24 protein-coding genes and 2 pseudogenes are annotated in these 25,216 nt (G+C 62.4%); 7 read left to right on the top strand and 19 right to left on the bottom strand.

The features are described from left to right. Positions 1 to 81 precede the first annotated feature (81 nt). Positions 82 to 498, bottom strand: a complete 417-nt coding sequence (gene arr / locus NLY44_RS07085; RefSeq protein ID WP_023700723.1) for an NAD(+)--rifampin ADP-ribosyltransferase — start codon at positions 496 to 498, stop codon at positions 82 to 84. 462 nt (positions 499 to 960) lie between these two features. Between arr and gltX the strand changes: the two genes are divergently transcribed. Next, positions 961 to 2,385, top strand: a complete 1,425-nt coding sequence (gene gltX / locus NLY44_RS07080) for a glutamate--tRNA ligase (RefSeq protein ID WP_023700724.1) — start codon at positions 961 to 963, stop codon at positions 2,383 to 2,385. 181 nt (positions 2,386 to 2,566) lie between these two features. Further along, positions 2,567 to 3,898, top strand: a complete 1,332-nt coding sequence (gltA, locus tag NLY44_RS07075; RefSeq protein WP_023671037.1) for a citrate synthase — start codon at positions 2,567 to 2,569, stop codon at positions 3,896 to 3,898. Positions 3,899 to 4,016: 118 nt separating this feature from the next. On the opposite strand, the gene lpxB is transcribed toward gltA, so the two are convergent. The 13 genes and pseudogenes from lpxB to NLY44_RS07010 form a co-directional block, all read right to left on the bottom strand. Beyond that, entirely contained in the window at positions 4,017 to 5,201 is a 1,185-nt protein-coding gene (lpxB, locus tag NLY44_RS07070; protein ID WP_286456867.1) for a lipid-A-disaccharide synthase, read from the bottom strand. Beyond that, the gene (locus tag NLY44_RS07065; protein ID WP_023806106.1) at positions 5,191 to 6,093 is read right to left on the bottom strand and encodes an LpxI family protein; all 903 of its coding nucleotides are present in this window, start codon (positions 6,091 to 6,093) and stop codon (positions 5,191 to 5,193) included. Before NLY44_RS07065 ends, lpxB begins: the two co-directional genes overlap by 11 nt. Continuing rightward, on the bottom strand, positions 6,080 to 6,913 hold the full coding sequence (gene lpxA / locus NLY44_RS07060; RefSeq protein WP_023688575.1) for an acyl-ACP--UDP-N-acetylglucosamine O-acyltransferase: 834 nt from the start codon (positions 6,911 to 6,913) through the stop codon (positions 6,080 to 6,082). Before lpxA ends, NLY44_RS07065 begins: the two co-directional genes overlap by 14 nt. A 15-nt stretch (positions 6,914 to 6,928) precedes the next feature. Then, positions 6,929 to 7,381, bottom strand: a complete 453-nt coding sequence (gene fabZ / locus NLY44_RS07055) for a 3-hydroxyacyl-ACP dehydratase FabZ (protein WP_023684696.1) — start codon at positions 7,379 to 7,381, stop codon at positions 6,929 to 6,931. Between the two features lies 1 nt (position 7,382). Further along, positions 7,383 to 8,440, bottom strand: a pseudogene (gene lpxD, locus NLY44_RS07050) (UDP-3-O-(3-hydroxymyristoyl)glucosamine N-acyltransferase). Between the two features lie 77 nt (positions 8,441 to 8,517). After that, positions 8,518 to 10,889, bottom strand: a pseudogene (gene bamA / locus NLY44_RS07045) (outer membrane protein assembly factor BamA). A gap of 217 nt (positions 10,890 to 11,106) precedes the next feature. After that, entirely contained in the window at positions 11,107 to 12,249 is a 1,143-nt protein-coding gene (rseP, locus tag NLY44_RS07040; RefSeq protein WP_023754870.1) for an RIP metalloprotease RseP, read from the bottom strand. Between the two features lie 103 nt (positions 12,250 to 12,352). Then, positions 12,353 to 13,168, bottom strand: a complete 816-nt coding sequence (locus NLY44_RS07035; RefSeq protein WP_023806105.1) for a phosphatidate cytidylyltransferase — start codon at positions 13,166 to 13,168, stop codon at positions 12,353 to 12,355. 11 nt (positions 13,169 to 13,179) lie between these two features. Further along, a complete protein-coding gene (locus NLY44_RS07030; protein WP_502882052.1) occupies positions 13,180 to 13,902 on the bottom strand; it encodes an isoprenyl transferase in 723 nt (240 codons plus the stop codon). Between the two features lie 31 nt (positions 13,903 to 13,933). Then, positions 13,934 to 14,488, bottom strand: a complete 555-nt coding sequence (gene frr, locus NLY44_RS07025) for a ribosome recycling factor (protein ID WP_023671027.1) — start codon at positions 14,486 to 14,488, stop codon at positions 13,934 to 13,936. A gap of 100 nt (positions 14,489 to 14,588) precedes the next feature. Continuing rightward, on the bottom strand, positions 14,589 to 15,311 hold the full coding sequence (gene pyrH, locus NLY44_RS07020) for a UMP kinase (protein WP_023671026.1): 723 nt from the start codon (positions 15,309 to 15,311) through the stop codon (positions 14,589 to 14,591). A gap of 150 nt (positions 15,312 to 15,461) precedes the next feature. Further along, positions 15,462 to 16,571, bottom strand: a complete 1,110-nt coding sequence (locus NLY44_RS07015) for an aldo/keto reductase (RefSeq protein ID WP_023806104.1) — start codon at positions 16,569 to 16,571, stop codon at positions 15,462 to 15,464. A gap of 34 nt (positions 16,572 to 16,605) precedes the next feature. Further along, positions 16,606 to 17,133, bottom strand: coding sequence for a nuclear transport factor 2 family protein (locus NLY44_RS07010; RefSeq protein ID WP_023806103.1), 528 nt, complete (start codon positions 17,131 to 17,133; stop codon positions 16,606 to 16,608). Between the two features lie 99 nt (positions 17,134 to 17,232). Here NLY44_RS07010 and NLY44_RS07005 point away from each other — a divergent pair, with 99 nt between their 5' ends. After that, entirely contained in the window at positions 17,233 to 18,159 is a 927-nt protein-coding gene (locus tag NLY44_RS07005) for a LysR family transcriptional regulator (RefSeq protein WP_023806102.1), read from the top strand. A gap of 34 nt (positions 18,160 to 18,193) precedes the next feature. Here the strand turns inward: NLY44_RS07005 and tsf are convergent, their stop codons facing one another. The 5 genes from tsf to NLY44_RS06980 all read right to left on the bottom strand — a co-directional run bounded on the left by tsf (position 18,194) and on the right by NLY44_RS06980 (position 21,949). Further along, a complete protein-coding gene (gene tsf / locus NLY44_RS07000; protein ID WP_023671023.1) occupies positions 18,194 to 19,114 on the bottom strand; it encodes a translation elongation factor Ts in 921 nt (306 codons plus the stop codon). 108 nt (positions 19,115 to 19,222) lie between these two features. Continuing rightward, positions 19,223 to 20,011, bottom strand: coding sequence for a 30S ribosomal protein S2 (gene rpsB, locus NLY44_RS06995; RefSeq protein WP_023671022.1), 789 nt, complete (start codon positions 20,009 to 20,011; stop codon positions 19,223 to 19,225). A 177-nt stretch (positions 20,012 to 20,188) separates the two neighbouring features. Further along, positions 20,189 to 20,800: a LysE family translocator gene (locus NLY44_RS06990; RefSeq protein WP_023688582.1), complete on the bottom strand. Its 612-nt coding sequence runs from the start codon at positions 20,798 to 20,800 to the stop codon at positions 20,189 to 20,191. Beyond that, positions 20,797 to 21,075, bottom strand: a complete 279-nt coding sequence (locus NLY44_RS06985) for a DUF4031 domain-containing protein (RefSeq protein ID WP_023671020.1) — start codon at positions 21,073 to 21,075, stop codon at positions 20,797 to 20,799. Before NLY44_RS06985 ends, NLY44_RS06990 begins: the two co-directional genes overlap by 4 nt. Before the next feature lie 43 nt (positions 21,076 to 21,118). Then, positions 21,119 to 21,949 carry a cell envelope integrity EipB family protein gene (locus NLY44_RS06980; protein ID WP_023806101.1) on the bottom strand — a complete coding sequence of 277 codons (831 nt, stop codon included), beginning with the start codon at positions 21,947 to 21,949 and terminating at the stop codon, positions 21,119 to 21,121. Positions 21,950 to 22,087: 138 nt separating this feature from the next. Between NLY44_RS06980 and NLY44_RS06975 the strand changes: the two genes are divergently transcribed. The 4 genes from NLY44_RS06975 to NLY44_RS06960 all read left to right on the top strand — a co-directional run bounded on the left by NLY44_RS06975 (position 22,088) and on the right by NLY44_RS06960 (position 25,090). Beyond that, the gene (locus NLY44_RS06975; RefSeq protein ID WP_023806100.1) at positions 22,088 to 22,552 is read left to right on the top strand and encodes a RidA family protein; all 465 of its coding nucleotides are present in this window, start codon (positions 22,088 to 22,090) and stop codon (positions 22,550 to 22,552) included. 14 nt (positions 22,553 to 22,566) lie between these two features. Then, positions 22,567 to 23,295, top strand: coding sequence for a glycerophosphodiester phosphodiesterase (locus NLY44_RS06970; RefSeq protein WP_023806099.1), 729 nt, complete (start codon positions 22,567 to 22,569; stop codon positions 23,293 to 23,295). Between the two features lie 55 nt (positions 23,296 to 23,350). Further along, on the top strand, positions 23,351 to 24,565 hold the full coding sequence (locus tag NLY44_RS06965) for a GNAT family N-acetyltransferase (protein ID WP_023806098.1): 1,215 nt from the start codon (positions 23,351 to 23,353) through the stop codon (positions 24,563 to 24,565). Between the two features lie 96 nt (positions 24,566 to 24,661). Continuing rightward, positions 24,662 to 25,090 (top strand): HIT family protein, encoded by a 429-nt coding sequence (locus NLY44_RS06960; protein WP_023806097.1) that lies wholly within the window; start codon positions 24,662 to 24,664, stop codon positions 25,088 to 25,090. The last annotated feature ends 126 nt before the right edge of the window (positions 25,091 to 25,216 follow it).

Raw genomic sequence — 25,216 nt, 5'->3', positions numbered from 1 at the left:
TGCTACATGAACGCGCAAAGCGCGAAAGTCCGTGCGGTCGCGTCCACCGCGCCGGAATTGACCATCACTCGCCAAGGACGCTCAATCCTCAATCATATCCCGGCCCTCCGCCCTCAGGCGAGCAAGCCCATCGTGCATTGCCTTCAATTGTTCGGGTGTATGACCCTGCCATTCAGCGAGCTCCCCCAGGATGAGTAACGGATCACGGGAGCGGTAGGATTTCGTCGGATTGCCGGGAAATTTTTTATCGGTCAGGTTAGGGTCATCCATGAAAAACCCCGTCGGCTTTACGATGTAAATCCTTCGACGACCGTCACCCGTTGCAAGCTCTGCTCCCCAGATGGCGGCTTCCAGTGTCTGGGTGAAATAGATCCATGACAGTGGTTTACCTCTGAAATTGGAAGGGTGGCCGACGCTCAGCAGATCCCCGGGTTTCAAATCCGCCCGGGTGCCATGGTAGAACGGATCACCCTCCGTATGGTCAGCGTTTCTGGTCATCGGTAGTCCTTCTTTCAATCATGCTTCCTTAGTGGCGAGACCGGACTGCACACAGTTGCGGTGTTCACGATAATGATTGCAGAAAGGTCAATATGCGTGACCAAGCCAACGCTGTCACGGCGGCGTTGTAGTCGGGCAGTGCCGCCTCCGTGAAGAAATGTCCGCTCGTCAGAGGAGGCTACCACCGTCGCAGCGATGTTCCAGGCACTGTGACGGACGCTGCAGCCGAATGAAACCCAGACATTGACGCTGCTGCCAAATGAGGTTGCGCGGAGGTGCGAACAGATTTTGTGCTACAAGGCTCCGGCGCCCGTTGACGCAACCGATAATTGGCGACGTGCCCCGGCCTCATCCAGCCATCGGGTCTGCCCCTTGCGCCCCAGACCTCCTATGCTACATGAACGCGCAAAGCGCGAAAGCCCGCGCGATCACGCCCCGCTTTCCAAGGTTCCCGAGAGTTCCATGTCCGACACGGTCGTCACCCGTTTTGCCCCCTCGCCCACCGGCTATCTGCATATAGGCGGCGCGCGCACCGCACTGTTCAACTGGCTGTACGCCAAGCACACCGGCGGCACGATGGTGCTGCGCATCGAGGACACCGACCGCGAACGCTTCAACGAGGCGGCGACACAGGCCATTCTGGATGGGCTGACCTGGCTCGGCCTTTCCTGGGACGGTGAGGCCATATCGCAGTTCGAGCGCGCGCCACGCCACCGTGAGGTGGCCGAGGAGCTGGTGCGCCTGGGCAAGGCCTATTACAGCTACGAGACCCCTGCCGAGCTCGAGGCGATGCGCGAGGCCGCACGCGCCAAGGGCTTGCCGCCGCGCTACAATGGCGCGTGGCGCGATCGTGCCCCCTCGGAGGCGCCTCCCGGCGTCAAGGGCGCCATCCGCATCAAGGCGCCGACCGAGGGCGAAACCGTGGTGCACGACCGTGTCCAGGGCGAGGTGCGCTTCCCCAACAAGGACCTCGACGATTTCATCATCCTGCGCTCGGACGGCAATCCGACCTACATGCATGCCGTCGTCGTCGACGACCATGACATGGGCGTCACCCACATCATCCGTGGCGACGACCATCTGACCAACGCCGCGCGCCAGACGGTGATCTACAACGCCATGGGCTGGGACGTCCCGTCGATGTCGCATATCCCGCTGATCCACGGCGCCGACGGCGCCAAGCTGTCGAAGCGGCACGGCGCACTCGGTGTCGAGGCTTATCGCGCCATGGGCTATCTGCCCGAGGCACTGCTCAACTATCTGGCGCGGCTCGGCTGGAGCCATGGCGACGACGAGATCATGTCGATCAAGGACATGATTTCGTGGTTCGACATCGGCGATGTCAACAAGGGTGCGGCGCGCTTCGACTTCGCCAAGCTCGAGTCAATCAACGGCGCGCATATGCGCAAGATGGCCGATACCGAGCTGTTCGAGATTTTCGTCGCCACTCTGCCATACCTCGAAGGCGGATCTGCTATCGCCGCCCGTCTCGACGACGCCAGGAAGGCGCAGCTGCTGGCCGCCTTGCCGGGCCTGAAAGAGCGCGCCAAGACGCTGGTGGAACTGGCCGATGGCGCGGCCTTCCTGTTCGTCGAGCGGCCGCTGCCGATCGACGAGAAGGCGGCAGCACTGCTCAGTGCCGACGCGCGCGCGATCCTGCGCGGCGCACATGCCGCTTTGCAGACTGTTTCGGGCGATTGGTCGGCTGCCGCGGCTGAAGCCGCGGTGCGCGAGTTCGCAGCGGCCGGCGGCCACAAGCTCGGCGCCGTGGCCCAACCGCTCCGGGCGGCCCTTACCGGCCGTAGCACCTCGCCCGGCGTGTTCGACGTGCTTGCCGTGCTTGGCCGCGAGGAAAGCCTGGCGCGGATTGCGGATCAAATCGATTAGGAGCGAGCTGGCCCAAAAAGATTGGCATTGAAAGGCGGGTTTCGCAGTGCAACATTAGGCCTTGGCCCAATCAGGCACGCACCTCCCAAAATGCGGTGGCGAGTTCGCGCATTCCGGTGATTTCGACGTGTCGTTTGCAGGAATTGCCTTGCCGGCATGAGGAACATGAAGGAGTTTGAGAATGAGCGAAGCTGCGACAAGACTGGAAACCGGCAGCAAGACGACGCACCCGTCGACTGCCACGCTCGAACTGGCCGGCAAGACGCATGAATTCAAGGTGCGAAGCGGGTCGGTCGGGCCCGACGTCATCGACATCGGTGCGCTCTACAACACCACCGGCGCCTTCACCTACGATCCCGGCTTCACTTCGACGGCGAGCTGCGAGTCGGCGATAACCTTCATCGACGGCGATGCCGGCATCCTGCTTCACCGCGGCTATCCCATCGACCAGCTGGCCGAGCATGGCGACTTCCTCGAAGTCTGCTACCTCCTGCTCTACGGCGAACTGCCGACCAAGGCACAGAAGGACGATTTCGACTACCGGGTGACGCGCCACACCATGGTGCACGAGCAGATGTCGCGCTTCTTCACCGGCTTCCGCCGCGACGCGCATCCGATGGCTGTAATGTGCGGCGTGGTCGGCGCGCTGTCGGCCTTCTATCACGACTCCACCGATATTTCGGACCCGTATCAGCGCATGGTCGCCTCGATGCGGCTGATTGCCAAGATGCCGACGATTGCGGCCATGGCCTACAAATACCATATCGGCCAGCCCTTCATTTACCCGAAGAACGAGCTGAACTTCGCCGCCAACTTCCTGCATATGTGCTTTGCGGTTCCGTGCGAGGAATACAAGATCAATCCGGTGCTGGCGCGCGCCATGGAGCGCATCTTCATCCTGCATGCCGACCACGAGCAGAACGCCTCGACCTCGACCGTGCGGCTTGCAGGCTCGTCGGGCGCCAATCCGTTCGCCTGCATCGCCGCCGGCATCGCCTGCCTGTGGGGCCCGGCGCATGGCGGCGCCAATGAGGCGGCGCTCAACATGCTGGGAGAAATCGGCCATGTCGACCACATCCCGGAATTCATCGCCCGCGCCAAGGACAAGAACGATCCGTTCCGGCTGATGGGCTTCGGCCATCGCGTCTACAAGAACTACGATCCTCGTGCGAAAATCATGCAGAAGACGGCGCATGAGGTGCTCGGCGAACTCGGCATCAAGGACGATCCGCTGCTCGACATCGCCATGGAGCTGGAAAAGATCGCGCTGACCGATTCCTACTTCATCGAAAAGAAGCTCTATCCGAACGTCGATTTCTATTCCGGCATCACGCTGAAGGCGCTGGGCTTCCCCACCACCATGTTCACCGTGCTGTTCGCGGTCGCGCGCACCGTCGGTTGGATCGCGCAGTGGAAGGAAATGATCGAGGACCCGCACCAGAAGATCGGCCGCCCGCGCCAGCTCTATACCGGCGCCCCGGAACGCGACTACGTGCCGATTGCGAAAAGGTGAAAGAGAGTGAATGGTGAATGGTGAGTAGTGAATAGCAGGTAGTAATAGCAGGTAGTAAGTAGCAGCTTGATTATAGTCGAGAGCGCGTTAATCCTATTCACTGTTCACTATTCACTATTCACTCGCTAAGCCTATTCGCTCTCCCGATGTGGCGAAGAACGACCTCGGCGGCGATGTCGCCGGAGGGCCTGTCGGTGGCCATGCGTCTGGCAACCTCGCCAAAGCCGTCCTTTTGCCAAGCGCGGTAGGCGGTGTCTGAGAACAGTGCCTCGAGCTGCCGCGCCAGATAGTGCGGCCGCACATACTGGTTGTAGCTTTCCGGCACGACCGGCCGGTCGGCAATAAGGTTGGGCAAAGCAGCGCTCCACACCGTGATCAGGCTCTGCGCCATCAGCATGATCGGATCGAACTTGTAGCAAGAGATCATCGGGACACCCGACATCGCCAGTTCCAGTGACACCGTTCCAGACGCGATCAGCGCCGCATCGGCCTTGCCGAAGGCCTGCCACTTGCGCTCGGGATCGAGGATGACTTCCGGCTCCTGATCCCAGCGCGCCACCGATGTTTTGACCAGTTCGGCGACATGCGGCACCGTCGGCAGCAACAGCCGCAGCCGGTGGCCACGCGCGCGCAGCGCCGACACCGTCTCGCCGAACGGACCGATAAGCCGGCTCACCTCGCCGCGCCGCGACCCTGGCAGGACGAGCAGCGTCTTGACGTGATCGGCCGAGAGATCGCGTGGCTGGGCTTGCGCCCTGGCCGCGCCCAGCACGCCTGGATCATGCGTGAGGCGATGTCCGACGTAAGTGCCGGGCGGGCCGCCGAGACGGCTGAGCTCCTTTACCTCGAAAGGCAGGATGCACAGTATGTGGTCGACATAGGGCTTCATCGCGGCCGCCCTACCCGGCCGCCACGCCCAGACGCTCGGGCAGACATAATGGACGATCGGGATCGACGTATCGGTGGCGCGGACCTTTTTGGCGACGCGCAGCGAGAAATCGGGGCTGTCGATGGTGATCAGACAGTCGGGTTTTTCGGCGGCGACAGCACTTGCCGTCTGGCTGATCCGCCGCATCAGGCGCGGCAAGTCACGCAGGATGGCGCTGAGCCCCATCAGCGCGATCTCGGCGCCGTCGAACAGCGGCGCCAGTCCGAGCGCCTGCAGATGCCGCCCGCCAGTGCCGACGAGTTGCACCTCGCGCCCGGTCATGCGCTTCAGCGCCTGCACGATGTCGGCGCCCAGCAGGTCGCCGGATTCTTCGCCGGCGACGATGGCAATCTTCAGCGGCTTCTCAGCTGCCATGGACAGCCCCCGCAGCCGGCAGGCCGAACACGAACATGCCGAGCGCATTGGCGCGCGCGAGAACGGCGGGGCCTTCGAGGATGAGCGAACGGCCGGCTTCGACGGCAATGCCGGCGAGCCCCGCGGCATGCGCCGCCTCGACGGTCTGGGGGCCAATAGATGGCAGATCGGCACGCAATTCCTGGCCAGGCTTGGCGCATTTGACCAGGACACCGCGCGTCTTGCCGGCCAGCCTGCCATGGCCGCGCAACTGCTGCGTCCGCTCGAGCAGTCCGTGGGTGCCCTCGACGCCTTCCAGGGCAACAGTGCGGCCACCGATGGCAATTGCCGCCTGGCCAATGTCGAGCGCGCCGATGGCCTTTGCCGCCGCGTGTGCCGCCTCGATATCGCGCCAGTCGGACTTTCGCGGCACTGCTTTGGTCAGCGGCCCTTCGGCCGCGACGAGCCGGGGCACGACTTCATGCGCACCGACGACCTTGACGCCCCGTGCCTCCAGGCCGCGGGTCAATATCTTCAACAGCCCGTCATCGCCGCGGGCAAGCGCCATGGCGAGCGAGGGTATAAGTGCCAGTAGCCCAAGGTTCGGACGCATGTCGACCAACCGCGGCCTGCGCCTGATCTCGCCGGCAAGCACAAGATGGGTGATCCGCCGGCGCCTCAGCAACGCAATCAGCGAGCCGATGTCTTCCAGCGCAAGGCTTTCACGCTCATAGATTGTGAGGTCGGACTGACGGTCGGCCTGACCTTCGACCAGGATGATGACAGGCCGATGTCCGGCCTCCGCCAGGCCGGCGGCAACTTCGACCGGCAAGCTACCGCCGCCGGCAATGATGCCGACCCTTGCGTCCGGCGCAAGATCGAGGCCCGTTGAAGTGGCCTCAGCCTTCGTCATCGGCATCGTCGCCGTCGCCACCCTTAAGCGACGGGACGGCAAAATGCCGCTTGCCGCGACTGGTGATGAAATCGATGATTTTCATGGCCGTCGGCGACGACGCAAACTCGGCCTTGGCGAATTCGATGTTCTCGCCGACAGTGCGGGAGCGGTCGAAGATGGTCTTGTAAGCCTTGCGCAGCAGGTAGATTTCGGCGCGCGGCAACCCGGCGCGCTTCAGGCCGATGATGTTGAGTCCACGCAGGCTCGCGCGATTGCCCACCGCAATGGCGTAGGGAATGACATCGCCGACAAAAGCCGAGCAGCCGCCGAGAAAGGCGTTGTCACCAACACGCACGAACTGATGAACGGCGCTGAGGCCGCCAATATAAACGCTGTCACCAACCTCGCAATGGCCGCCCAGGGTCGCGCCATTGGCGAAGGTGGCGTTTTTACCGACGACGCAATCATGGGCAATGTGGGCATAGGCAAGGAAATTGCCGTTGTCGCCGACGGTCGTCTCGCCGCGGCTGGAATCGGTGCCGAGATGCATGGTCACGCCTTCGCGGATCGTGCAGTTCTGGCCGATGACCAAAGTGGTGCGGCCGCCCTTGTGCTTGGTGTTCTGCGGCGGTCCGCCCAGTGTCGCCATTGGATAGACCTTGGTCGCGGCGCCAATGGTTGTCGCGCCCAGCACCGAGACATGGCTGACCAGTTCGACGCGGTCACCGATCACGGCGTCAGCGCCGACATAGCAGAAAGGTCCTATTGCGGCGCCTTCGCCGATCTGCGCGCCGGCCTCGATGACGGCCGAGTGGTGGATTGAAGTCTGTATTTTCATGAGCATTTCGAACCGTCAGCCGGTAACCATCATTGCCGAGATCTCGGCTTCGGCGGCCTTTGTGCCCTCCACCATGGCCTCGCAGGCGAATTTGAGCAGGTTGCCGCGCATCTTGATTTTCTTGACGTGGATTTTCAACTGGTCGCCCGGCACGACCGGTTTGCGGAATTTCGCATTATCGATGGTCAGGAAATAGACCAGCGACGGCTTTTCCGTGTTGAGGTTACGGATGCAGATCGCGCCGGCGGTCTGCGCCATGGCCTCGACGATGAGCACGCCCGGCATCACCGGCTGATCCGGGAAATGGCCCTGGAAATGCGGCTCATTGATGGTCACGTTCTTGATGCCGATGGCAGAATCATTGCCGTCGATTTCGATGATGCGATCGATCATCAGGAAGGGATAGCGATGCGGCAAAAGCTTCATCAACCCCAATATATCGACCGCTTCGAGCGTCGCCGGCACCATCTCAGCTACTTCCCCCTTCGCCCTGCTTGCGCGTCCTGGCGAGCTTCCTCAGCATGGCGATCTCGCGCATGGCTTCCGCCATCGGCTGCGCCGGATAGCCTCCCCAGATCTCGCCCGCCGGCACGTTGCTCATGAACCCGCTTCTTGCAGCAAGCTTGGCCCCTGATCCGATGGTCAAATGATCGGCAAGGCCAACGCCGCCGCCCATGGTGACACCATCACCGACGGTGACGGAGCCGGAAATACCAGAGAGCCGGCAATAATGCAATTGCGGCCGATGCGAACGTTATGGGCGATCTGCACCAGATTGTCGATCTTGGTGCCCTGACCGATGACCGTATCCGACATGGCGCCGCGATCGACGGTCGTGTTCGAGCCGATTTCGACATCGTCCTGGATGATGACGCGGCCGACCTGCGGCACACGCTCAGGGCCTTTGGCGCCGCCGACAAAGCCGAAGCCGTCCTGGCCTATCCTGGCGCCGCCATGAATGATGACGCGGTTGCCGATCAGCGCATACTGAACACTGACACCCGGCCCAATGTAGCCGTCACGGCCGATCTGGCAGGAGGGGCCGATAACGGCGTGGGGGGCAATGACCGTTCCGCTGCCGATGGAAGCGCGGGGGCCGATGACCGCTCCGGCCTCGATGATCGCCCCGGCCTCGATATGCGCCGAGGCATCGACATGAGCTTGCGGCGAGACCCCGGTTTCGCTGGTCATCGGTCCCGGCGTAGCCGCCGTCGGGAACAGCAGCCGGCCGATCATGGCGAAGGCCTGCTGCGGGCGCGGATGAACCAGAACCGCGATGCCGGCCGGCGCCTTGCCCGCGAACTCGGCGGGACAAAACACGGCCGCCGCCTTCAGCGACTGCATCAGCGCGAAATTGCGCTTGCCGTCGACGAAGACGAGCGCACCCTCGCCGCCTTCATTGGCTGGCGCCAACGCATCGATCGATATGTGGGCAAGATCGGAATCGACGAGCGATGCGCCGGTCAGATTCGCGACTTCGCCGGCCGTATACCGGCGTGATGGCGCGAAGAACACCGGATCGGTCATTCCAGAAGCAATATCCAGCTAGGTCGGATCAATTCTCTTCCGGACCCCAACGGCCCGGAAGCATCGTTACCGCAAGATCAGAAGCGGCTCGACATGCCGAAGTTGAATTCCTGCACGTCGTCGGTCTTTTCCTTCTTGACGGGCATCGCGTAGTCAATGCGGATCGGGCCGAAAGGCGATGACCACAACAAGCCGACACCAACCGAAGCGCGCAACTCTAGATCAGTTGAAGCTTGAGTAACCCCGGCGACGTTAATCTTGCTGCCATACAGTGTGGCGGCATCAGCAAACACGGCGCCGCGCACACCAAAGCTTTCCGGAATGACCGGTATCGGGAACTGAGCTTCCGCCGACGCATTGAAATAGGTGGTGCCGCCAAGGTGGTCACCCGTTGCAATATCCGCAGGACCGATGCCACCATACTCGAAGCCGCGGATCATGCGGTCGCTGCTCTGGAACTGATCGAAGATACGCAAGCCGTTATCGCCATAGCCCGCAATATGGCCAGCACCGCCCGAGATCAGGCCGACCAGATCCAGCTGTTCGGACAGCGTCTGGTAGACGGTGCCACGACCGGTAACCTTGACGAATTTGGCATCACCACCAAGGCCGGCCACTTCCACGGTGGTGGTGGCGTAGATGCCTTCATGCGGGCTCTTCATGTCGTCGATGGTGTTGTAGACCAGCCCAAGGCTGACCGACGACTTGATCCACGGGCTTTCGTCAATTCCCTGGACGATCGCCGGAGATATCTTGCAGTCGGCGTCAGGAATCCCATCGTGAGGCGTGTCATCGCAACCGTCGTCGAGCTTGTATTTCTCCTGGGCGATATTGTACGCCAGCTGGGTCGAGATGTTGTCGGTGATCGGCAGACCGAACCGAACTGTCGCGCCCAGGGTCTCGCTGTCGTATTTGCTGTAATTCCGGGTCTGCTGGAAGATGTCGAAGCCGGCAGCGATACGGCGCCCGAGGAAATAGGGTTCGGTGAAGGACAGGCTGTAGTCGCGCGAATTCTTGCCGCCACCCGCCGAAACCTTGATGTACTGGCCACGACCGAGGAAGTTGCGCTCCGCGACCGAACCTTCGACGGACGGACCGGCAGTGTCGCCACCGGTCGAATAACCTGCGCCGACAGAGAACTCGCCGGTCGATTTCTCAACCACGTCAACCACGAGCACGACCTGATCAGGTTCCGAGCCCGGCACGGTGGAAACGTCGACTTTCTCAAAATAATCCAGCCGTTCCAGCCGCTTCTTCGCGCGCTGGATCAAGACCTGGTTGAAGGCGTCGCCTTCGCTAACATCGAATTCACGACGAATGACATAGTCGCGTGTGCGGTCGTTGCCGCGGATTTCGATGCGCTCGATATAGGCCTTGGTGCCCTGGTCGATCGTATAGACGACCGAAATGGTGTGGTTCTCGAAGTTGCGATCGCCGCGCGGCGTCACCTGGGCGAAGGCATAGCCCGAACCCGCGACCTTTCGGTCAGCGCGATGATGGTGTCCTCGACATCCTTGGCGTTGTAGACGTCGCCCTTGTGGGTCTGAACCACCGATTCCAGCGCCTTCGAGTCGACTTCGGGAATGGTGCTCTCGACGCTGACGTCGCCGAACGTATAGCGGTCGCCTTCCTGGACGGTGATGGTAACGGTGTACTGGTTGGTCGTGTCGTCGAGCTCGCCGACAGCTGAGACCACCTGGAAGTCGGCATAGCCGTGATTGTAATAGAAGCGGCGGAGCGATTCCTGGTCGGCGCGGAGCTTGTCCTCGTCATAGACGTCGTCACGCAGCACGAAGGACAGGAAGCTCGAGCGCTTGGTGGCGATGACGTCGGACAGGCGACGGCTCGAATAGGCGCTGTTGCCGACGAAATTGACTGCGGCGATCTTGGTGCGGCCGCCTTCGTTGATGTTGAAGACCACGTTCACCCGGTTGTCGCCGAGATCCATGATCTGCGTCGTGACAGTGGCGTCATCGCGGCCAATTCGCCTGTAGGCAGCCTTCACCGCCTCGACATCGGAGTCGAGCGTTGCCTGCGAGAACGTCCCGCGCGGCTTCAACTGCACGGCGACTGCCAGCGCGTTGTCCTTGAGCTTCTTGTTGCCCTGGAACAGAACCTGGTTGACGACCTGGTATTCGGCAACCTTGACTACCAGCGTCGAACCGACCTGATTGATCTGCACGTCCGAGAACAGCCCGGTGCCGAACAGCGCCTTGACCGCATCGTCGATATCGGCGCTGGAAAACGCCTTGCCCGGCTTGATCGTGATGTAGTTGCGGATGGTGTCGGCGTCGACACGCTGGTTGCCGCTGACCTCGACTCTCGAGACAACGGCTGCCTGCGCCGCAGATGTGGCAACGAACTGCACGGCGAGCGCACCTGGTACAACCAGAGCGGCGGACATAGCCACCGCGGACGCGGCGCTCAAAAATTTGGATGCTGCCTTCATCGGGCTTTTGTACCTTTTCTCGAAGTCCCCACGGCGAGAAAACCGGACGTGCGGTAATTTCTCCTACCGTATTAACCGGATTTTCCCTACACGCAAGGCTTCTGGTTAATTTGTAATTACTTAACCCTGATGCGTGGCTTTCGCGTCACGCATACCCCCGTGCATGGTAAACGGCGTCTCAACATTGCCGGTGCTGAAGCCAAATTTCTTCATGATTTCAGCACCCAAACAGATCGTTCCAGAAGACGAAGCCCATAAATCCCAGCACCAGAAAGAGGCCGGCCCGGTATCCCATTTCCATCATCCGCTCCGATACCGGACGCCGGAAAACGGCTTCGAGTGCGTAGAACAGGAGATGGCCGCCGTCGAGGGGGGGAATCGGCAAAAGGTTCAGAATTCCGATCCCGACCGACAGGCCGGCGACGAGTTGCACCAGCCATAGGAAGCCCAGCTTTGCCGCCTGCCCCGACATCTTGGCGATCTTGATCGGGCCGCCCAGCTGGCATTTGTCTTCGCGGCCGACAACGAATCGCTGCAGGAACTGGCCGGTGCGCTGAATGACGTGCCCCGTCTCCTCGACCGCGGCGCCGACTGCTCCGACAGGGCTGTAGGTGATCAGCCTGGGCTGGCCGACATCCTTGTTGTTGACGACGCCGATGACGGCCACCTTGACCTTGTTGCCCAGTGCGTCCAGCTGCTCCATCGGCTCCGGCGTCGCGACGACGGTGACCTCCTTGCCGTCGCGCAACATGGTGAAGCTGATAGCGTCGCCGCCGCGGCCTGAGACCAGGCGTTGGACGTCGGCGAAGGTCTCAACCTTGCTGCCGTCGACGGCGACGAATCGGTCGCCTGGCAAAATGCCGGCCCTTTCGGCTGGACTGCCGGCGGTGACCGCCGCCACCATCGGCTCAAACACAGGGCGGCCATAGAGGGAAAACAGCACGGCAAAGACGGCAATGGTCAAAAGGAAGTTGAACAGCGGTCCGGCCACCACCGTGGCGGCGCGTTTCCAGATCGGCTGCGTGTGGAAGGCGACCTTGCGTTCAGCGTCAGTCAGCGTTTCCAGATCTTCCGAACTCGGCTGGCTCGACGTGGCGCTCATGTCGCCGACGAATTTGACATAACCGCCGAGCGGTATGGCGCAGAGCTTCCAGCGCGTGCCGTGGCTGTCGTTGAAGCCGAGAAGTTCGGGGCCGAAGCCGATCGAAAAGGCCTTCACGCCAATGCCGCACCAGCGGCCGACCAGGTAATGTCCCATTTCGTGAATGAAGACGACCACGGTCAGCACGAACAGAAACGGCACCAGCGTGCCGAGGACAAAGCCTTCCGTGCTGAAAAACGCGTGAAGAATTTCGTTCAAGTCGTGCCCTCAAATTCACCCGCGGCAAAAGGTGTCGCCGCGACTGTGACATCAATCCAGGCGAATCCGTGGCGTGCGCCATTTCTTCGCCGTGAAATATCACTCAAGCCGGAAACAGCCCCTGCGCCGGATGATCGGCGCCCGCCGAAATCCAGCCGATCACGTATAGGGCAAAAGCCGCCGCGACAAGCCCGTCCACCCTGTCCATGACACCGCCATGCCCGGGTATCAACGCGCTTGAATCCTTGCGGCCGTGGCGGCGCTTGACCCAGGATTCGAAGAGATCGCCAGCCTGGGCAACAATCGACAGCACCAGCGCAACCAAGGCGAGGACGCCAAGATTGCCGGCCCCGGCGGCGGCAGCCAGAAGCACGCCGGCGGCCACGCCGCCGACAGCGCCGCCAAGCGCGCCGCTCTGCGTCTTGCCGGGGGATATAGATGGCGCGAGCTTGGGCCCACCGACGGAGCGGCCGACGAAATAGGCGAAGATGTCGGTCGCCCAGACCACGGCGAACAGAAACAGGATTGCGACCAGGCCGGGATGGTCGCCGCCGCGCAGCAGCGCCAGCGATAAGCCGGACAAAGCCGCGTAGGCAAGACCGGCTGCATCCCATTGCGCCGCTCCATGCATACGGGCGCCGACAGCAGCGATCACAACCATGGCCAGGACAAGAGACAGAAGCCACGATGCCGGCACGCCTGCAACCAGGGCGACGACGAAAACCAGAAGCAGCGCTTCGGGAATGAAGCCGAGGGTCGCACCGGCCAAGGGGCGCGACATGCGCGCCCATTCATAGAAGATGACCGCCGATATCCCGGCGCAAAGCAGGCGGAACCACAGCCCTCCCAACCAGGTCAGGCCAAGCGTTATTGCGGCCAGCACCAGCGCCGAGACGATGCGAAGCTGAAGATTGTTCATCCCGCCGCCGATCACGAGGCAGCGACATCTTGAGCGGCAAGCCCGCCAAAACGGCGCTCGCGGCCAGCAAAATCGCGCAATGCGTCGGCCAGGTGTTCGCGGCTGAAGTCAGGCCAGTAGCAAGGCAGAAAAACCAGTTCGCTGTAGGCTGCCTGCCACAGAAGGAAGTTCGACAGCCGAAGCTCGCCACTGGTGCGGATGACCAGCTCCGGATCGGGAATGCCTGCGGTGTCGAGGGCGGCGGCAAAAGTGTCTGCCGTGATCGCCTCTGCGTCGATCTCGCCGCGCGCCACTGCGGCTGCGAGCTTGCGTGCCGTGCGCACGATCTCGTCGCGCCCGCCATAGTTGAAGGCGATGACCAAGGTCAGCGATTCATTGCGGGCAGTCAGCGATTCGGCCTCTTCGAGCAGGCCCCTGATGTCCGGCTGCAGCCCCGCCCTGTCACCGATGATCCTGACGCGCACACCGTTCTGGTGCAGTTCGGCCAGATCGCGGCGGATGAACAGCTTCAAAAGCCCCATCAGGTCGCTGACTTCGGCCTTGGGCCGCGACCAGTTTTCCGACGAAAAGGCGTAGACGGTCAGGAAGGAAATGCCGAGACCGGGCGCGGCGCGCACCGTCTTGCGCAGCGCCTCGACGCCAGCGCGATGGCCGGCAAGCCGCGGCATGCCGCGCGCCTTGGCCCAGCGTCCGTTTCCATCCATGATGATCGCGACATGCGCGGGCGTTGCCATGGTCTCGCTTTCGGGCCGGTGTGGGCCGACCCTAAACCTGCATGATTTCAGCTTCCTTATCGGAAAGCAGGTGATCGATGGTGCTGATCGTCTCGTCGGTCAGCTTCTGGACCTGATCGGAGCGCTTGCGCTGATCGTCCTCGCTGATGTCGCCGTCCTTTTCCGCCTTCTTCAAGAAGTCCATGCCGTCGCGACGGACATGGCGCACCGCAACGCGGGCGTTCTCGGCGTAGCCATGCGAAATCTTGACCAGTTCCTTGCGGCGCTGCTCGTTGAGCTCGGGCAGCGGAATTCTGAGATTGGTGCCGTCGACGATCGGATTGAAGCCGAGATTGGATTCTCTGATGGCACGGTCGACCGCGCCGACCATCGACTTGTCCCAGACCGAAACCGAAATCATGCGCGGCTCCGGCACCGACACGTTGGCCACCTGGTTGATGGGCATGGTGGTGCCGTAGGCCTGGACCTGGATGGCGTCGAGCAGATTGCTGGAGGCACGGCCGGTGCGCAGCGAAGCCAGATCGTGCTTGAAGGCGGCGATCGCGCCATCCATGCGCCGCTTGAGGTCGTCGAACTCACCACTCATCTTAGTCTCCTCGACCCGTTTGATCCGGGTTCACTGCTTAGGGCCTATATCCGGACCCTCTTTCGAAAACTGATCCCTTTTTAGGAGAGTATACTCCGGGTCACTCGTCGGCGACGATCGTGCAACGGCCGCCGCCCCGCAGAATATCGCCGAAACCACCTTTTTCGTGGATCGAATAGACGATTATCGGGATGTTGTTTTCGCGCGCAAGTGCAATTGCGGCGGTATCCATGATCGAAAGGCCCTTGTTGATGACTTCGGCATGGCTGATGCGCTCGAAGCGGGTCGCATTCGGATCCTTCTTGGGATCGGCCGAATAGACGCCGTCGACCTGGGTGCCCTTGAACAGCGCGTCGGCGCCGATCTCGGCGGCGCGCAAGGCCGCGGCCGAATCGGTGGTGAAGAACGGATTGCCGGTGCCGCCGGCGAAAATGACGACCTTGCCCTGGTTCATATAGGCGGTGGCCTGGCGCTGGGAAAAACTCTCGCAAAGTTCGGGCATGGCTATGGCCGACAGCACGACGGCGTCGACGCCGATCTTGTTCAGCGAGGTGCGCAGCGCCAGCGAGTTGATGACGGTGGCCAGCATGCCCATGTGGTCGCCGGTGACACGGTCGCCGCCCTTGGATGCCACCGCCACGCCGCGAAAGATATTGCCGCCGCCAATGACGACGCCGACCTCGATACCAAGTGCGCGGGCTTCGGCGATGTCGGCGGCGATTCGGTCGACCACCGAGACATCGATGCCGAAATGCTGCTCGCCCATCAACGCTTCGCCCGACGCTTTCAGCAGGACACGTCGATAGAGGGGCTTTGCCGTCATCTGGACCTCGTCATTATTTCGTGTGGCAGCCTGGGCAGGCCGCCCTCGCGCGGGCGCCGCCGCTGGCGCGATGCCGAGTTCCGATACACGAAGGGCGCCGCGATGTCACGCGGCGCCCCTCGCCCAATTCCGCCTTCCGGTCGCGGCCCGTCAGTTGCTGGTGATGCTGACGGCGTCGCCCTCGACCAGCAGCGGCGGCGCATAGCCCAACGGCTTGTCGCCGGTCACGGCGCCGCCGGTAACCCGGGCTTGTATGTCGGACCCGAAATAGGCGTAGGGGAATGGCGGCGGTGTCTTGCTGACCGTATCCAGCCGCGCGCGAAGCTCGGCGGGTAACGTGAAATCCAGCGCCGCCAGATTGTCCTGCAACTGCGCCAGCTTGGTGGCGCCAAGAATCACGGTGGCGATGCCCGGTTGCGTTGCCACCCAGTTGAGCGCGACCTGCGCCATGCTGTGTCCGAGTTCGGCGGCCACTTTTTCGAGTTCCGCCAGGATCGCCCAGTTGCGCTCGGTGAACTTCTGGAACCCCGGATGAGTAGTGTTGCGAAAGCCGTCGAGCCGGCCGACATGGCCGTCCTGCGTCGGCCGGTACTTGCCGCTGAGCAGCCCGCTGGCCAGCGGGCTCCACACCATGATTCCTGCGCCATGGCGGGTGCCGAAGGGCACGAACTCATTTTCGATCGAACGCTCCGCCAGCGAATATTCCAGCTGCAGGGCGGACACCGGCTCGTAGCCGCGCCACTCGGCGATCGTCTGCGCGCGGGCAGCATACCAGGCCGGCACATCGGACAGGCCGACATGGCGAATTTTGCCCGCACGCACGAGATCATCCATCGTGCGCATGACCTCCTCGGCCGGCGTCAGCCCGTCCCAGACATGGAGGAGGTAGAGGTCGATATAGTCAGTGCCCAACCGCTTCAGCGAGGCGTCCACGGCGCGCAAGATGTTCTTGCGGCCATTGCCACCGGCGTTCGGATTGCCGGGCTCCGCGTTGAAGGTGAATTTCGTGGCGATCACCGCTCTGTCGCGCAAGCCTCGCTCGGCGATGAATTCGCCGAGCCAGGTTTCGGCTGTGCCGCCGGTGTAGAGGTCGGCGGTGTCGAAGAAATTGCCGCCGGCCTCGACATAGGCGTCGGCCATGGCGCGCGCGGTTTCCCTGTCCGCGCCCCAGCCCCATTCGGTGCCAAAGGTCATGGTGCCCAGTGCCAGCCGGCTGACGCGCAGGCCGCTGTTGCCCAGTGTGTAATAGCTCATGGTCATGGTGTTTTTCCTATCCTGATTTCTTGACGCCGGCTCACTGGCCAGGCGTCATCTTGACCCAGGGATTGCCGCGCTCATGCGTGGCGCGGAAAATGAAGCCGTCGACTTTCCAGCCGGTCCCGGAGCGAACCAGATGGTGCTCGTAGGTGCCCCAGACTTCCCACAGCGGGTCGCCATTGCCTTCCATCCGGTTCCAGGCATAGCCGTTCGAAGAGACGGTCGCCGCGTCCGCCTCAAAGATCACCTGGTGATTGGTGCGCAGATGCAGGCTGGTCTTGCTGCCCCCGAGGTTGCCGGCCCAGGTACCGATCAGATCGTCGGAGGGGATGGTGGCGGCAGGCTGTCCTGACAGGCTGCTGAAGTCGACGGTGACACGGTCGGGGAAATAGGAGCGGGCAAGCTTCCAGTCCTGCGCATCCACGGCACGGTCGATGGCATCGGCGATGCGGATCACGGCGCGTTCGTCGGCGAGCGCGCGCCAACCGGACGGCTCGGCGCCGCCGGCATCGACCGGCGCCAGAGCAAGGCCTGCGGCGAAGGTAGCGTGTTTCAAGGCATTCATGTCTTTTCTCCTTTGTGCATCGGTGACGGCAATGTGGGTCAGCCTGTCGGCATCGAGAAGATTGAAGTGTTCGCAAGGACTATGCGATATCATGCATGAATGGACCGGGACCTGCTCAGCCATCTGCCTGTCATCGTCGCCGTTGCCCGACGCGGCGGCTTTGCGCTTGCCGCGGCCGAACTGGGCATGTCCCCATCCGCCGTCAGCCATGCGGTGCGCCTCGTGGAGGAGCGGATCGGCCAGCCGTTGTTTGCGCGCACGACGCGCAGCGTCTCGCTGACGGAAGCCGGCAAGGCGCTGGTGGAGACGGCGGCCCCTGCCCTTCAGGACATTGCCGACCGTATGGATCGTATCCGCGCCATCAAGGGCCGGCCCTCCGGCTTGCTCAGGTTGAACGTTCCCAACATCGCCGTTCCACTTGCCGTCACTCCCGTGGTCGCCGCGATGGCTGAACGCTATCCTGATGTGACCATCGAATTGCTCACCGATCAGGGGCTGGTGGACATTGTCGGCGAGGGTTTCGATGCCGGCATCCGGCTGGGCGAGATGATCGCACAGGACATGGTCACGGTCCGGCTGACGCCGCCATTCAACGCCGTGATCGTCGCCTCCCCCGCCTATGTCGGCCGGCATGGCCGTCCGCGCGGTGTGGCGGATCTTTCGGACCACAATTGCATCGGCTACCGGCTTGTGCGCTCCGGCGCACTCTATCGCTGGGACCTGACCGAGGACGGCAAGGATGTCGTGGCCGAGACGAAGGGTACGGTCATCGTCGCCGATTCGCTGGCCGCGATCGACCTTGCGCTTGCCGGCGTCGGGCTGACCTATGTGTTCGAGCCGCTGGTGCGCGCGGAATTGGCAGCCGGCCGCCTCGTTCAGATCCTGCCGCAAACGGCGATCGAGGAGCCCGGCCTCTTCCTCTACTTCCCGCGCCGGGCGTCGATGGCGCCAAAGCTCAGGGCCTTCATCGACACCGCACAAGAAATCGGCCGAGCATCCTTGCGGACACCCGGCCGAGTTGCCTGAGCTGAGAAGCCCCTTTTCAGGGGCTATTTTAAAACTACTTCTTCACCGCCGCCGCGACTTCCGCCGCGAAATCGGTCTCTTCCTTTTCGATGCCTTCGCCCAGCGCAAAGCGCAGATAGGCGGAGATCTTGGCCGGAGCGCCGATATCCTTCTCGGCATCCTTCAGCGCCTGCTCGACAGTGATGTCGGGATTGAGCACGAAGGCCTGCTTGAGGAGCACGACTTCCTCGTAGAACTTGCGCAGGCGGCCTTCGACCATCTTTTCGATGATCGCTTCCGGCTTGCCGGACTGGCGCGCCTGGTCGGCGAAGATCGCCTTCTCGCGCTCGACCGCTGCCGGATCGATCTGCTCGGCGGTCAACGCCAGCGGGTTGGTGGCGGCGACATGCATGGCGACCTGGCGGCCAAAGGCGTTGGCGGCATGCTCATTGCCCGTCGTCTCGATCGCGACCAGAACGCCGAGCTTGCCAAGACCATCGGCAACCGCATTGTGGACGTAGGTTGCGACAGCACCGTGCGGGACGGTGAGCTTGGCCGAACGGCGGAAGCTCATGTTCTCGCCAATGGTGCCAACGGCGTCCTTGATGGTGTCAGTGACCGACTTGTCCGAACCCGGATACTTTGCGGCAGAGACAGCCTCCGTCGTGCCATAAGCAAGCGCGACCTTGGCGACATTGCGAACGATCTCCTGGAACTGCTCGTTGCGGGCCACGAAATCGGTCTCGGAGTTAACCTCGATGATGGCGGCCTCGCGGACGCCGGAGTCGACGCCGATCAGGCCTTCGGCGGCAGTACGGCCAGCCTTCTTGTCGGCCTTGGAAATGCCCTTCTTGCGCAGCCAGTCGACGGCCTCTTCGATGTTGCCGTTGGTCTCGGTCAACGCCGCCTTGCAGTCCATCATGCCCGCGCCGGTCAAGTCGCGGAGTTCTTTGACCTGTGCAGCCGAAATGCTCATTGTCGCCTCTTTGTTTTAAATGCACCGACGCACCACCGGTACTCGGTGATGCGTCTGTCTAGCGTGCCAAATATGAGAATGATGAAGGCCGCAACCGGCCTTCGATTGTCAAGCTTCCGGAGCGTCCGCAGCCGGGGCCGGAGCCGGATCAAGCGCCGGTTCGACCGGAGCTTCGACCGAGGCGCCGATGTCGACGCCGAGCGCGCCCTGCTGGCGGGCGATGCCGTCGATGGCAGCCTTGGCGATCAGGTCGCAATAGAGCTGGATGGCGCGCGCCGCGTCGTCATTACCGGGGATCGGGAAATCGATCTTGTCCGGATCGCAGTTCGAATCGATGATGGCGACGACCGGGATGCCGAGGCGCTTGGCCTCGAGGATGGCGATCGCTTCCTTGTTGGTGTCGATGACGAACATCAGGTCCGGCGTCGAACCCATGTCCTTGATGCCGCCGAGCGCCTTGTCGAGCTTCTCGCGCTCGCGGTCGAGGTTCAGGCGTTCCTTCTTGGTCAGGCCCTGGGCCTCACCGGCCAGCATCTCGTCGAGCTTGCGCAGGCGCTGGATCGAATTCGAGATCGTCTTCCAGTTGGTCAGCATGCCGCCGAGCCAACGCGAGTTGACATAGTATTGGGCCGAACGCTGTGCGGCGTCGGCGACGATGTCGGACGCCTGGCGCTTGGTGCCGACGAACAGCACGCGGCCGCCCTTGGCAACGGTGTCGGAAACCTGCTTCAGAGCCTGGTGCAGCAAAGGCACCGTCTGCGACAGGTCGATGATGTGGATGTTGTTGCGGGCGCCGTAGATGTAAGGCGCCATCTTCGGGTTCCAGCGGTGGGTCTGGTGGCCGAAGTGAATGCCAGCTTCCAAAAGCTGGCGCATGCTGAAATCGGGCAGTGCCATTCTTAGTTCCTTTTCCGGTTAGCCTCCACGGACACAGGCATTTTTGGACTTTGTCCTCGAACGCCACCGGAGGTTTCAGCCGGATTTCTCCCGGGCAGACACCAAAGTCCGTGTGTGGAATGAGCGCGCATATAGAGGGGAAGCGCTGCAAACGCAAGCGGTGAGGTGCTTCATCGCTCAGCGTGCGGCAATCAGCGCTCCGGTGCCGATCATGGCGCTGCCGGCGAACCGGTTAATCAGCCGCATGCGTTCGGGCGTCCTGAACCAGCCGGATGCCCTGCCCGCCAGCGCGGCGTAGATGCCCATGGTGAGAATATTGGCGCCGACGACGACTGCCACCACCAGCAGGCCGTCGGCAAACGTCATGGTGTCGAGGTTGAGGATCAGCGGCATGATCGAGGCGTGGAACAGGATCGCCTTCGGGTTGCCGAGCGCCACGGAGGCGCCAAGCAGGAACGAACGCGACAATCCGGTTTGGGGGATTCCTTGCGCGGCCGATTGCGCGGCCGCGGCCCGCCACATCTTGATGCCGAGGAAAATCAGGTAGGCCGCACCGGCGTATTTCAACAGGAGAAACACCCATTCGAAGGTCTGGGCCAGCGCCACCAGCCCGAGCAGTGCCAAGGTGACCAGCACGGCATCACCGGCGGCAATGCCCATTCCGGCGACGAACGCACGCAGGAAGCCGCGTGCCACGCCGTTGGTGATCACCGTGAACATCGCCGGACCCGGCGTGGCGGCGGCAAGTGTGATGGCAAGGCAATAAGCCAGGAATGCCGTTAGCGTCACGATCGGCCCTTTCCGTTGGGTACCCGTACGCGCCTGAAGATCGCAACGATCTCCTCGCGGCTGCATTCGATGGCGCCGAGCCGCACCGCCCGGTCGCGCTCGAAGCCGGTTATGTCATAGTGCGGCGCCGATGTCCTGGGCGGCCCCTGGTAGGACGAACGCTTGACACCAAGCTCGGCGGCGAAACGATGCAGTTCGTCCGTATCGTCGGCCATCAGGTGGCACCAGCGATGGCCGGCCCATTTCCAGATCGCCGCATCGACATAGACCGCCATCGGGAACTGCCATCAAGCCTGCCGTGCCAGCGCCGCATTGTTGCTATTTCGAGACCGGGCAAGGCTTGGTCTGATCGAACAGCGACAGATTGACCAGCTTTCCGGTCATCGAGAACTCGCCATAGTCCATTGTGAGGTCGCGGGTGATGCCGTTCTCGTGCAGCTTGAAGCTGATGCGGTATTCCGGCACCTCTTCGCCCGATTTGTCGGTCTCGTCGAAATAGGCGATGTCGACCGGCCAGTATTTGTCGCCGGCAAGCTTGGCCAGCGCCGGCGCTTCGGGGTCGGCCTTGTCGCCCTCGGCCTTCTTGCCGACGATGACGGTGGTGGTCATCACCTTGTTGGCATCCTCCGAACCGTCGAACAGGCTGGTTTCGTAGAAATTCTCGCCCTTCTCGGCCTTGCCGATCAGTTCGACCAGATGCTGGGTCGGGAACTGGGTGGCGGCGAGTTCGAGGCTGTTCTTCTCGGGCTTGTCGATATCGACCTTGAGGCCCTTGGTCTCTTTTGTGGCGGTGCCTTTGACCTCCTTGTCTAGGTTCTGGTCGACGAAGGATTTGGTCACGAACGAGAAGGTCTTGCCTTCGGCGTCCTCGAACGTGGTCGTCTGCTGGTCGGTCAGCCTGGTGTTGTCGCCGGTGGCGATCTGGGTGACGAAACGGAATTTTACCGTATAGCCCTCGCAGGGCGAGCCGTTGAACTCATAGACCATGCGGCCGGAAATCCCGGTGATGCCCGAGCGGTCCGACGCCTTGTCGAGGGTAAGATCGTAGACGGCGCGATGCGCCTGCAGCGCCGGCACGGCAAAGGCTGGAGCCATCGAGAACAGCATCGGAAAGAGAACGGCGTGGAAGGCAAGGCGCGTTGCGCGCATAAGGGGCTCCGATCGTCGCAGCTGATGGCAGGCCGCAGGTAAAGATGGTCCAGCTTAAAAAAAGTCGTGGCGGAAGCGAGGCAAAAATAGCAATTTCGGCCCGGCCAGCGCGGCGTCTCCAAGCAATAGGGAAATACGATGAGTGAAACAATCGAAAAGCGGCTAAGCGATCTCGGCGTGACGATACCTGCCGCCGCAGCGCCCGCCGCGAACTATGTGCCCTATTGCAGGTCCGGCAATCTTTTGTTCACCGCCGGGCAGTTGCCGCTCAAGGACGGCAAGCTGCAGGCAAGCGGCCTGCTCGGCCGCGACCTCGATACCGCAACCGGCAAGGAAGGCGCAAAGTACTGTGCAATCAACATCTTGGCGCAGGCAAAAGCAGCACTTGGCGATCTCGAAAAAATCCAGCGGCTGGTCAAGATCACCGTCTTTGTTGCATCACTGCCGGATTTCGTCGAGCAGCATCTGGTCGCCAACGGCGCCTCCGATTTCCTGGTCGCAGCCCTTGGCGAGCGCGGCAAGCATGCCCGCTCCGCCGTCGGCACCGCCTGTCTGCCGCTTAATGCCGCAGTGGAAATCGAAGCCGTCTTCGAGGTCGCATGAGCAGGACCAAGACAATGACCGACCTTTCCTGGCTGACCGCCCGCCCGGTGGCGCATCGCGGCTTTCACGACATGAACAAGACGCGCTGGGAAAACACGCTGTCGGCCTTCGCTGCTGCCGCCGAGCGCGGCTATGCGATCGAATGCGACGTGCATTTGTCGTCCGACCGCGTCCCCGTCATCATTCATGACGGCGATCTCAGGCGGTTGACCGGCCAGGACGGCTTCGTCTGGCGGCGCACGGCAGCGGAACTGGCGGCGCTCAGGATCGGCGGCACCAAGGACCATGTGCCGACACTGCAAGAAGCGCTCGACCTGGTCGACGGCCGTGTGCCGATGGTTGTCGAACTGAAGGGTGTGCCCGGTTACGACGAGGGCTTGGTGGCAGGCGTCGGCAAGATGCTGGAGCGCTACAAGGGCAAGGCGGCGATCATGTCGTTCGACCACTGGCTGGTCCGCGACTTCCCCAAGGATGCGCCTGGCATTCCGGGTGGGCTGACCGCCTACGGCAGGGACAATCAGTTGATCGAGGCGCATTTTGCCATGCTGGCACATGACCTCGCCTTCACCTCCTATGCCGCGGGCGATCTGCCGAACCCGTTCGTCAGCTTCGTGCGTGAAAGGCTTAACATGCCTGTCATCACCTGGACGGTGCATGACCAGCCGGCGGTGGATCTCACCTTCAAATACGCCGACCAGATGACGTTCGAAGGGTTCGAACCCGATCTGGCCAATGTCGCCTGATGGAAGTGCCTGAAACGTGACTTGTAGCGGCCCCGACAGAGCTTAAATAAGCCCCATGGATCAGGGTGATGAAGGTGACGGGCAAACGGCGAATGCGGAGTTTTCCATCCGCGTTGCCGCCGGCATCAATGCCTTCACCTGCGACGAGTGGAACGGCTTTACCGGCACAACCCGCAGCGACACAGAAAATGGCTATAACCCTCTCGTTTCATATGCTTTTCTGAGCGCGCTTGAAGATTCCGGCTGCGCCGTGCGGCGTACCGGCTGGCAAGGTCATCATCTCAGACTGGAAAATGCCCAAGGCAGATTGCTGGGCGCCGTGCCCTGCTATCTCAAATCGCACAGCCAGGGCGAATATGTCTTCGACCACGGCTGGTCTGATGCGTTCGAACGCGCCGGCGGCAACTACTATCCGAAACTGCAATGCGCCGTGCCGTTCTCTCCGGTCACCGGCCCGCGCCTGCTGGTCAGCAAGGGCGAGGACAGCGCCATTGTGAAGGCCGGTCTCGCAGCGGGCTTGAAGGCGGTGACGGAAAAGCTCGGCGTGTCCTCCGCGCATGTCACCTTCGCCAGGGAAAGCGACATTGCAACGCTGGAAGCAGCCGGTTTCCTGCACCGCACCGACCAGCAGTTCCACTTCTTCAACGAAGGCTTTTCGACCTATGACGATTTCCTCGCCACGCTGGCATCGCGCAAGCGCAAGGCGATGAAGAAGGAGCGCCGCGAGGCGCTCGCCAACGGTATCTCGATCGACCGGCTGACCGGCAAGGACCTGACCGAAAAGGCGTGGGACAATTTCTTCGCCTTCTATATGGATACCGGCAGCCGCAAATGGGGCCGGCCCTACCTCAACCGCAAGTTCTTCTCGCTGATCGGCGAGCGCATGTCCCAGGACATCCTGTTGATCATGGCCAAGCGCAATGGCCGCTATGTCGCCGGCGCCATCAACTTCATCGGCTCCGATGCGCTCTACGGCCGCAATTGGGGCTGCATCGAGGACCACCCGTTCCTGCATTTCGAAGTCTGCTACCATCAGGCCATCGACTTCGCCATCGAGCGCAAGCTGAAGGTGGTCGAGGCTGGCGCGCAGGGCGAGCACAAGCTGGCGCGCGGCTACCGTCCCGTGACCATGCATTCGGCACACTACATCGCACATCCCGGCCTGCGGAACGCTGTGGCCGACTATCTCCGGCGGGAACGCCGCGAGGTCGAGCGGATGGGCGAAATCCTGGAAGAGCATACGCCGTTCCGCAAGGATCTTGAGGAATAGCGATCCGCCCTTGCCCTCGCCTGTCGATATCGCCGGACCATCTTGCCGGTCCGGGACAGCTTCGCTACACCGGGAGCATACTCCCGGAGCGCCGCCATGACCGAGGCTTACGACCCCAGCAATATCTTCGCGAAGATCCTGCGCGGCGAAATCCCGTCGCACCGCGTCTACGAGGATGATGCCGTGGTCGCCTTCATGGATGTGATGCCGCAAGGCCCCGGTCACACGCTGGTGGTGCCCAAAGCACAGTCGCGCAATCTGCTCGACGCCGATCCGGCGACGCTCGGCCGGCTGTTCACCACGGTCCAGAAGGTGGCGCTGGCGGTCAAAAAGGCTTTCGGCGCTGACGGGGTCACGATCCTGCAGTTCAACGAACCGGCCTCCGGCCAGACCGTCTACCACCTGCATGTCCATGTCATCCCGCGGTTCGAAGGCATCGCGCTCAAGCCGCATACGGGGCAGATGGAGAAGTCCGAAGTGCTGACTGAGAACGCGGCCAGGATCCGAGCAGCGCTGAACGGTTGAGGTGGCGCGCGCCTCAAGGCGATGAGCTCAGCCACAATCCATTACGTCGGTTAGGGAAATATCAAACCACCCGTGATAACGCGCGCCGTACCGGGATGCGTTTGGGTTTTCAAAATCGTGGAACAT

Source organism: Mesorhizobium sp. C089B (assembly GCF_030323125.1).
Classification (GTDB): Bacteria; Pseudomonadota; Alphaproteobacteria; order Rhizobiales; family Rhizobiaceae; genus Mesorhizobium.
The sequence above is the reverse complement of the archived record's forward strand: the minus strand, read 5'-3'. Positions and strand labels throughout refer to the sequence as shown.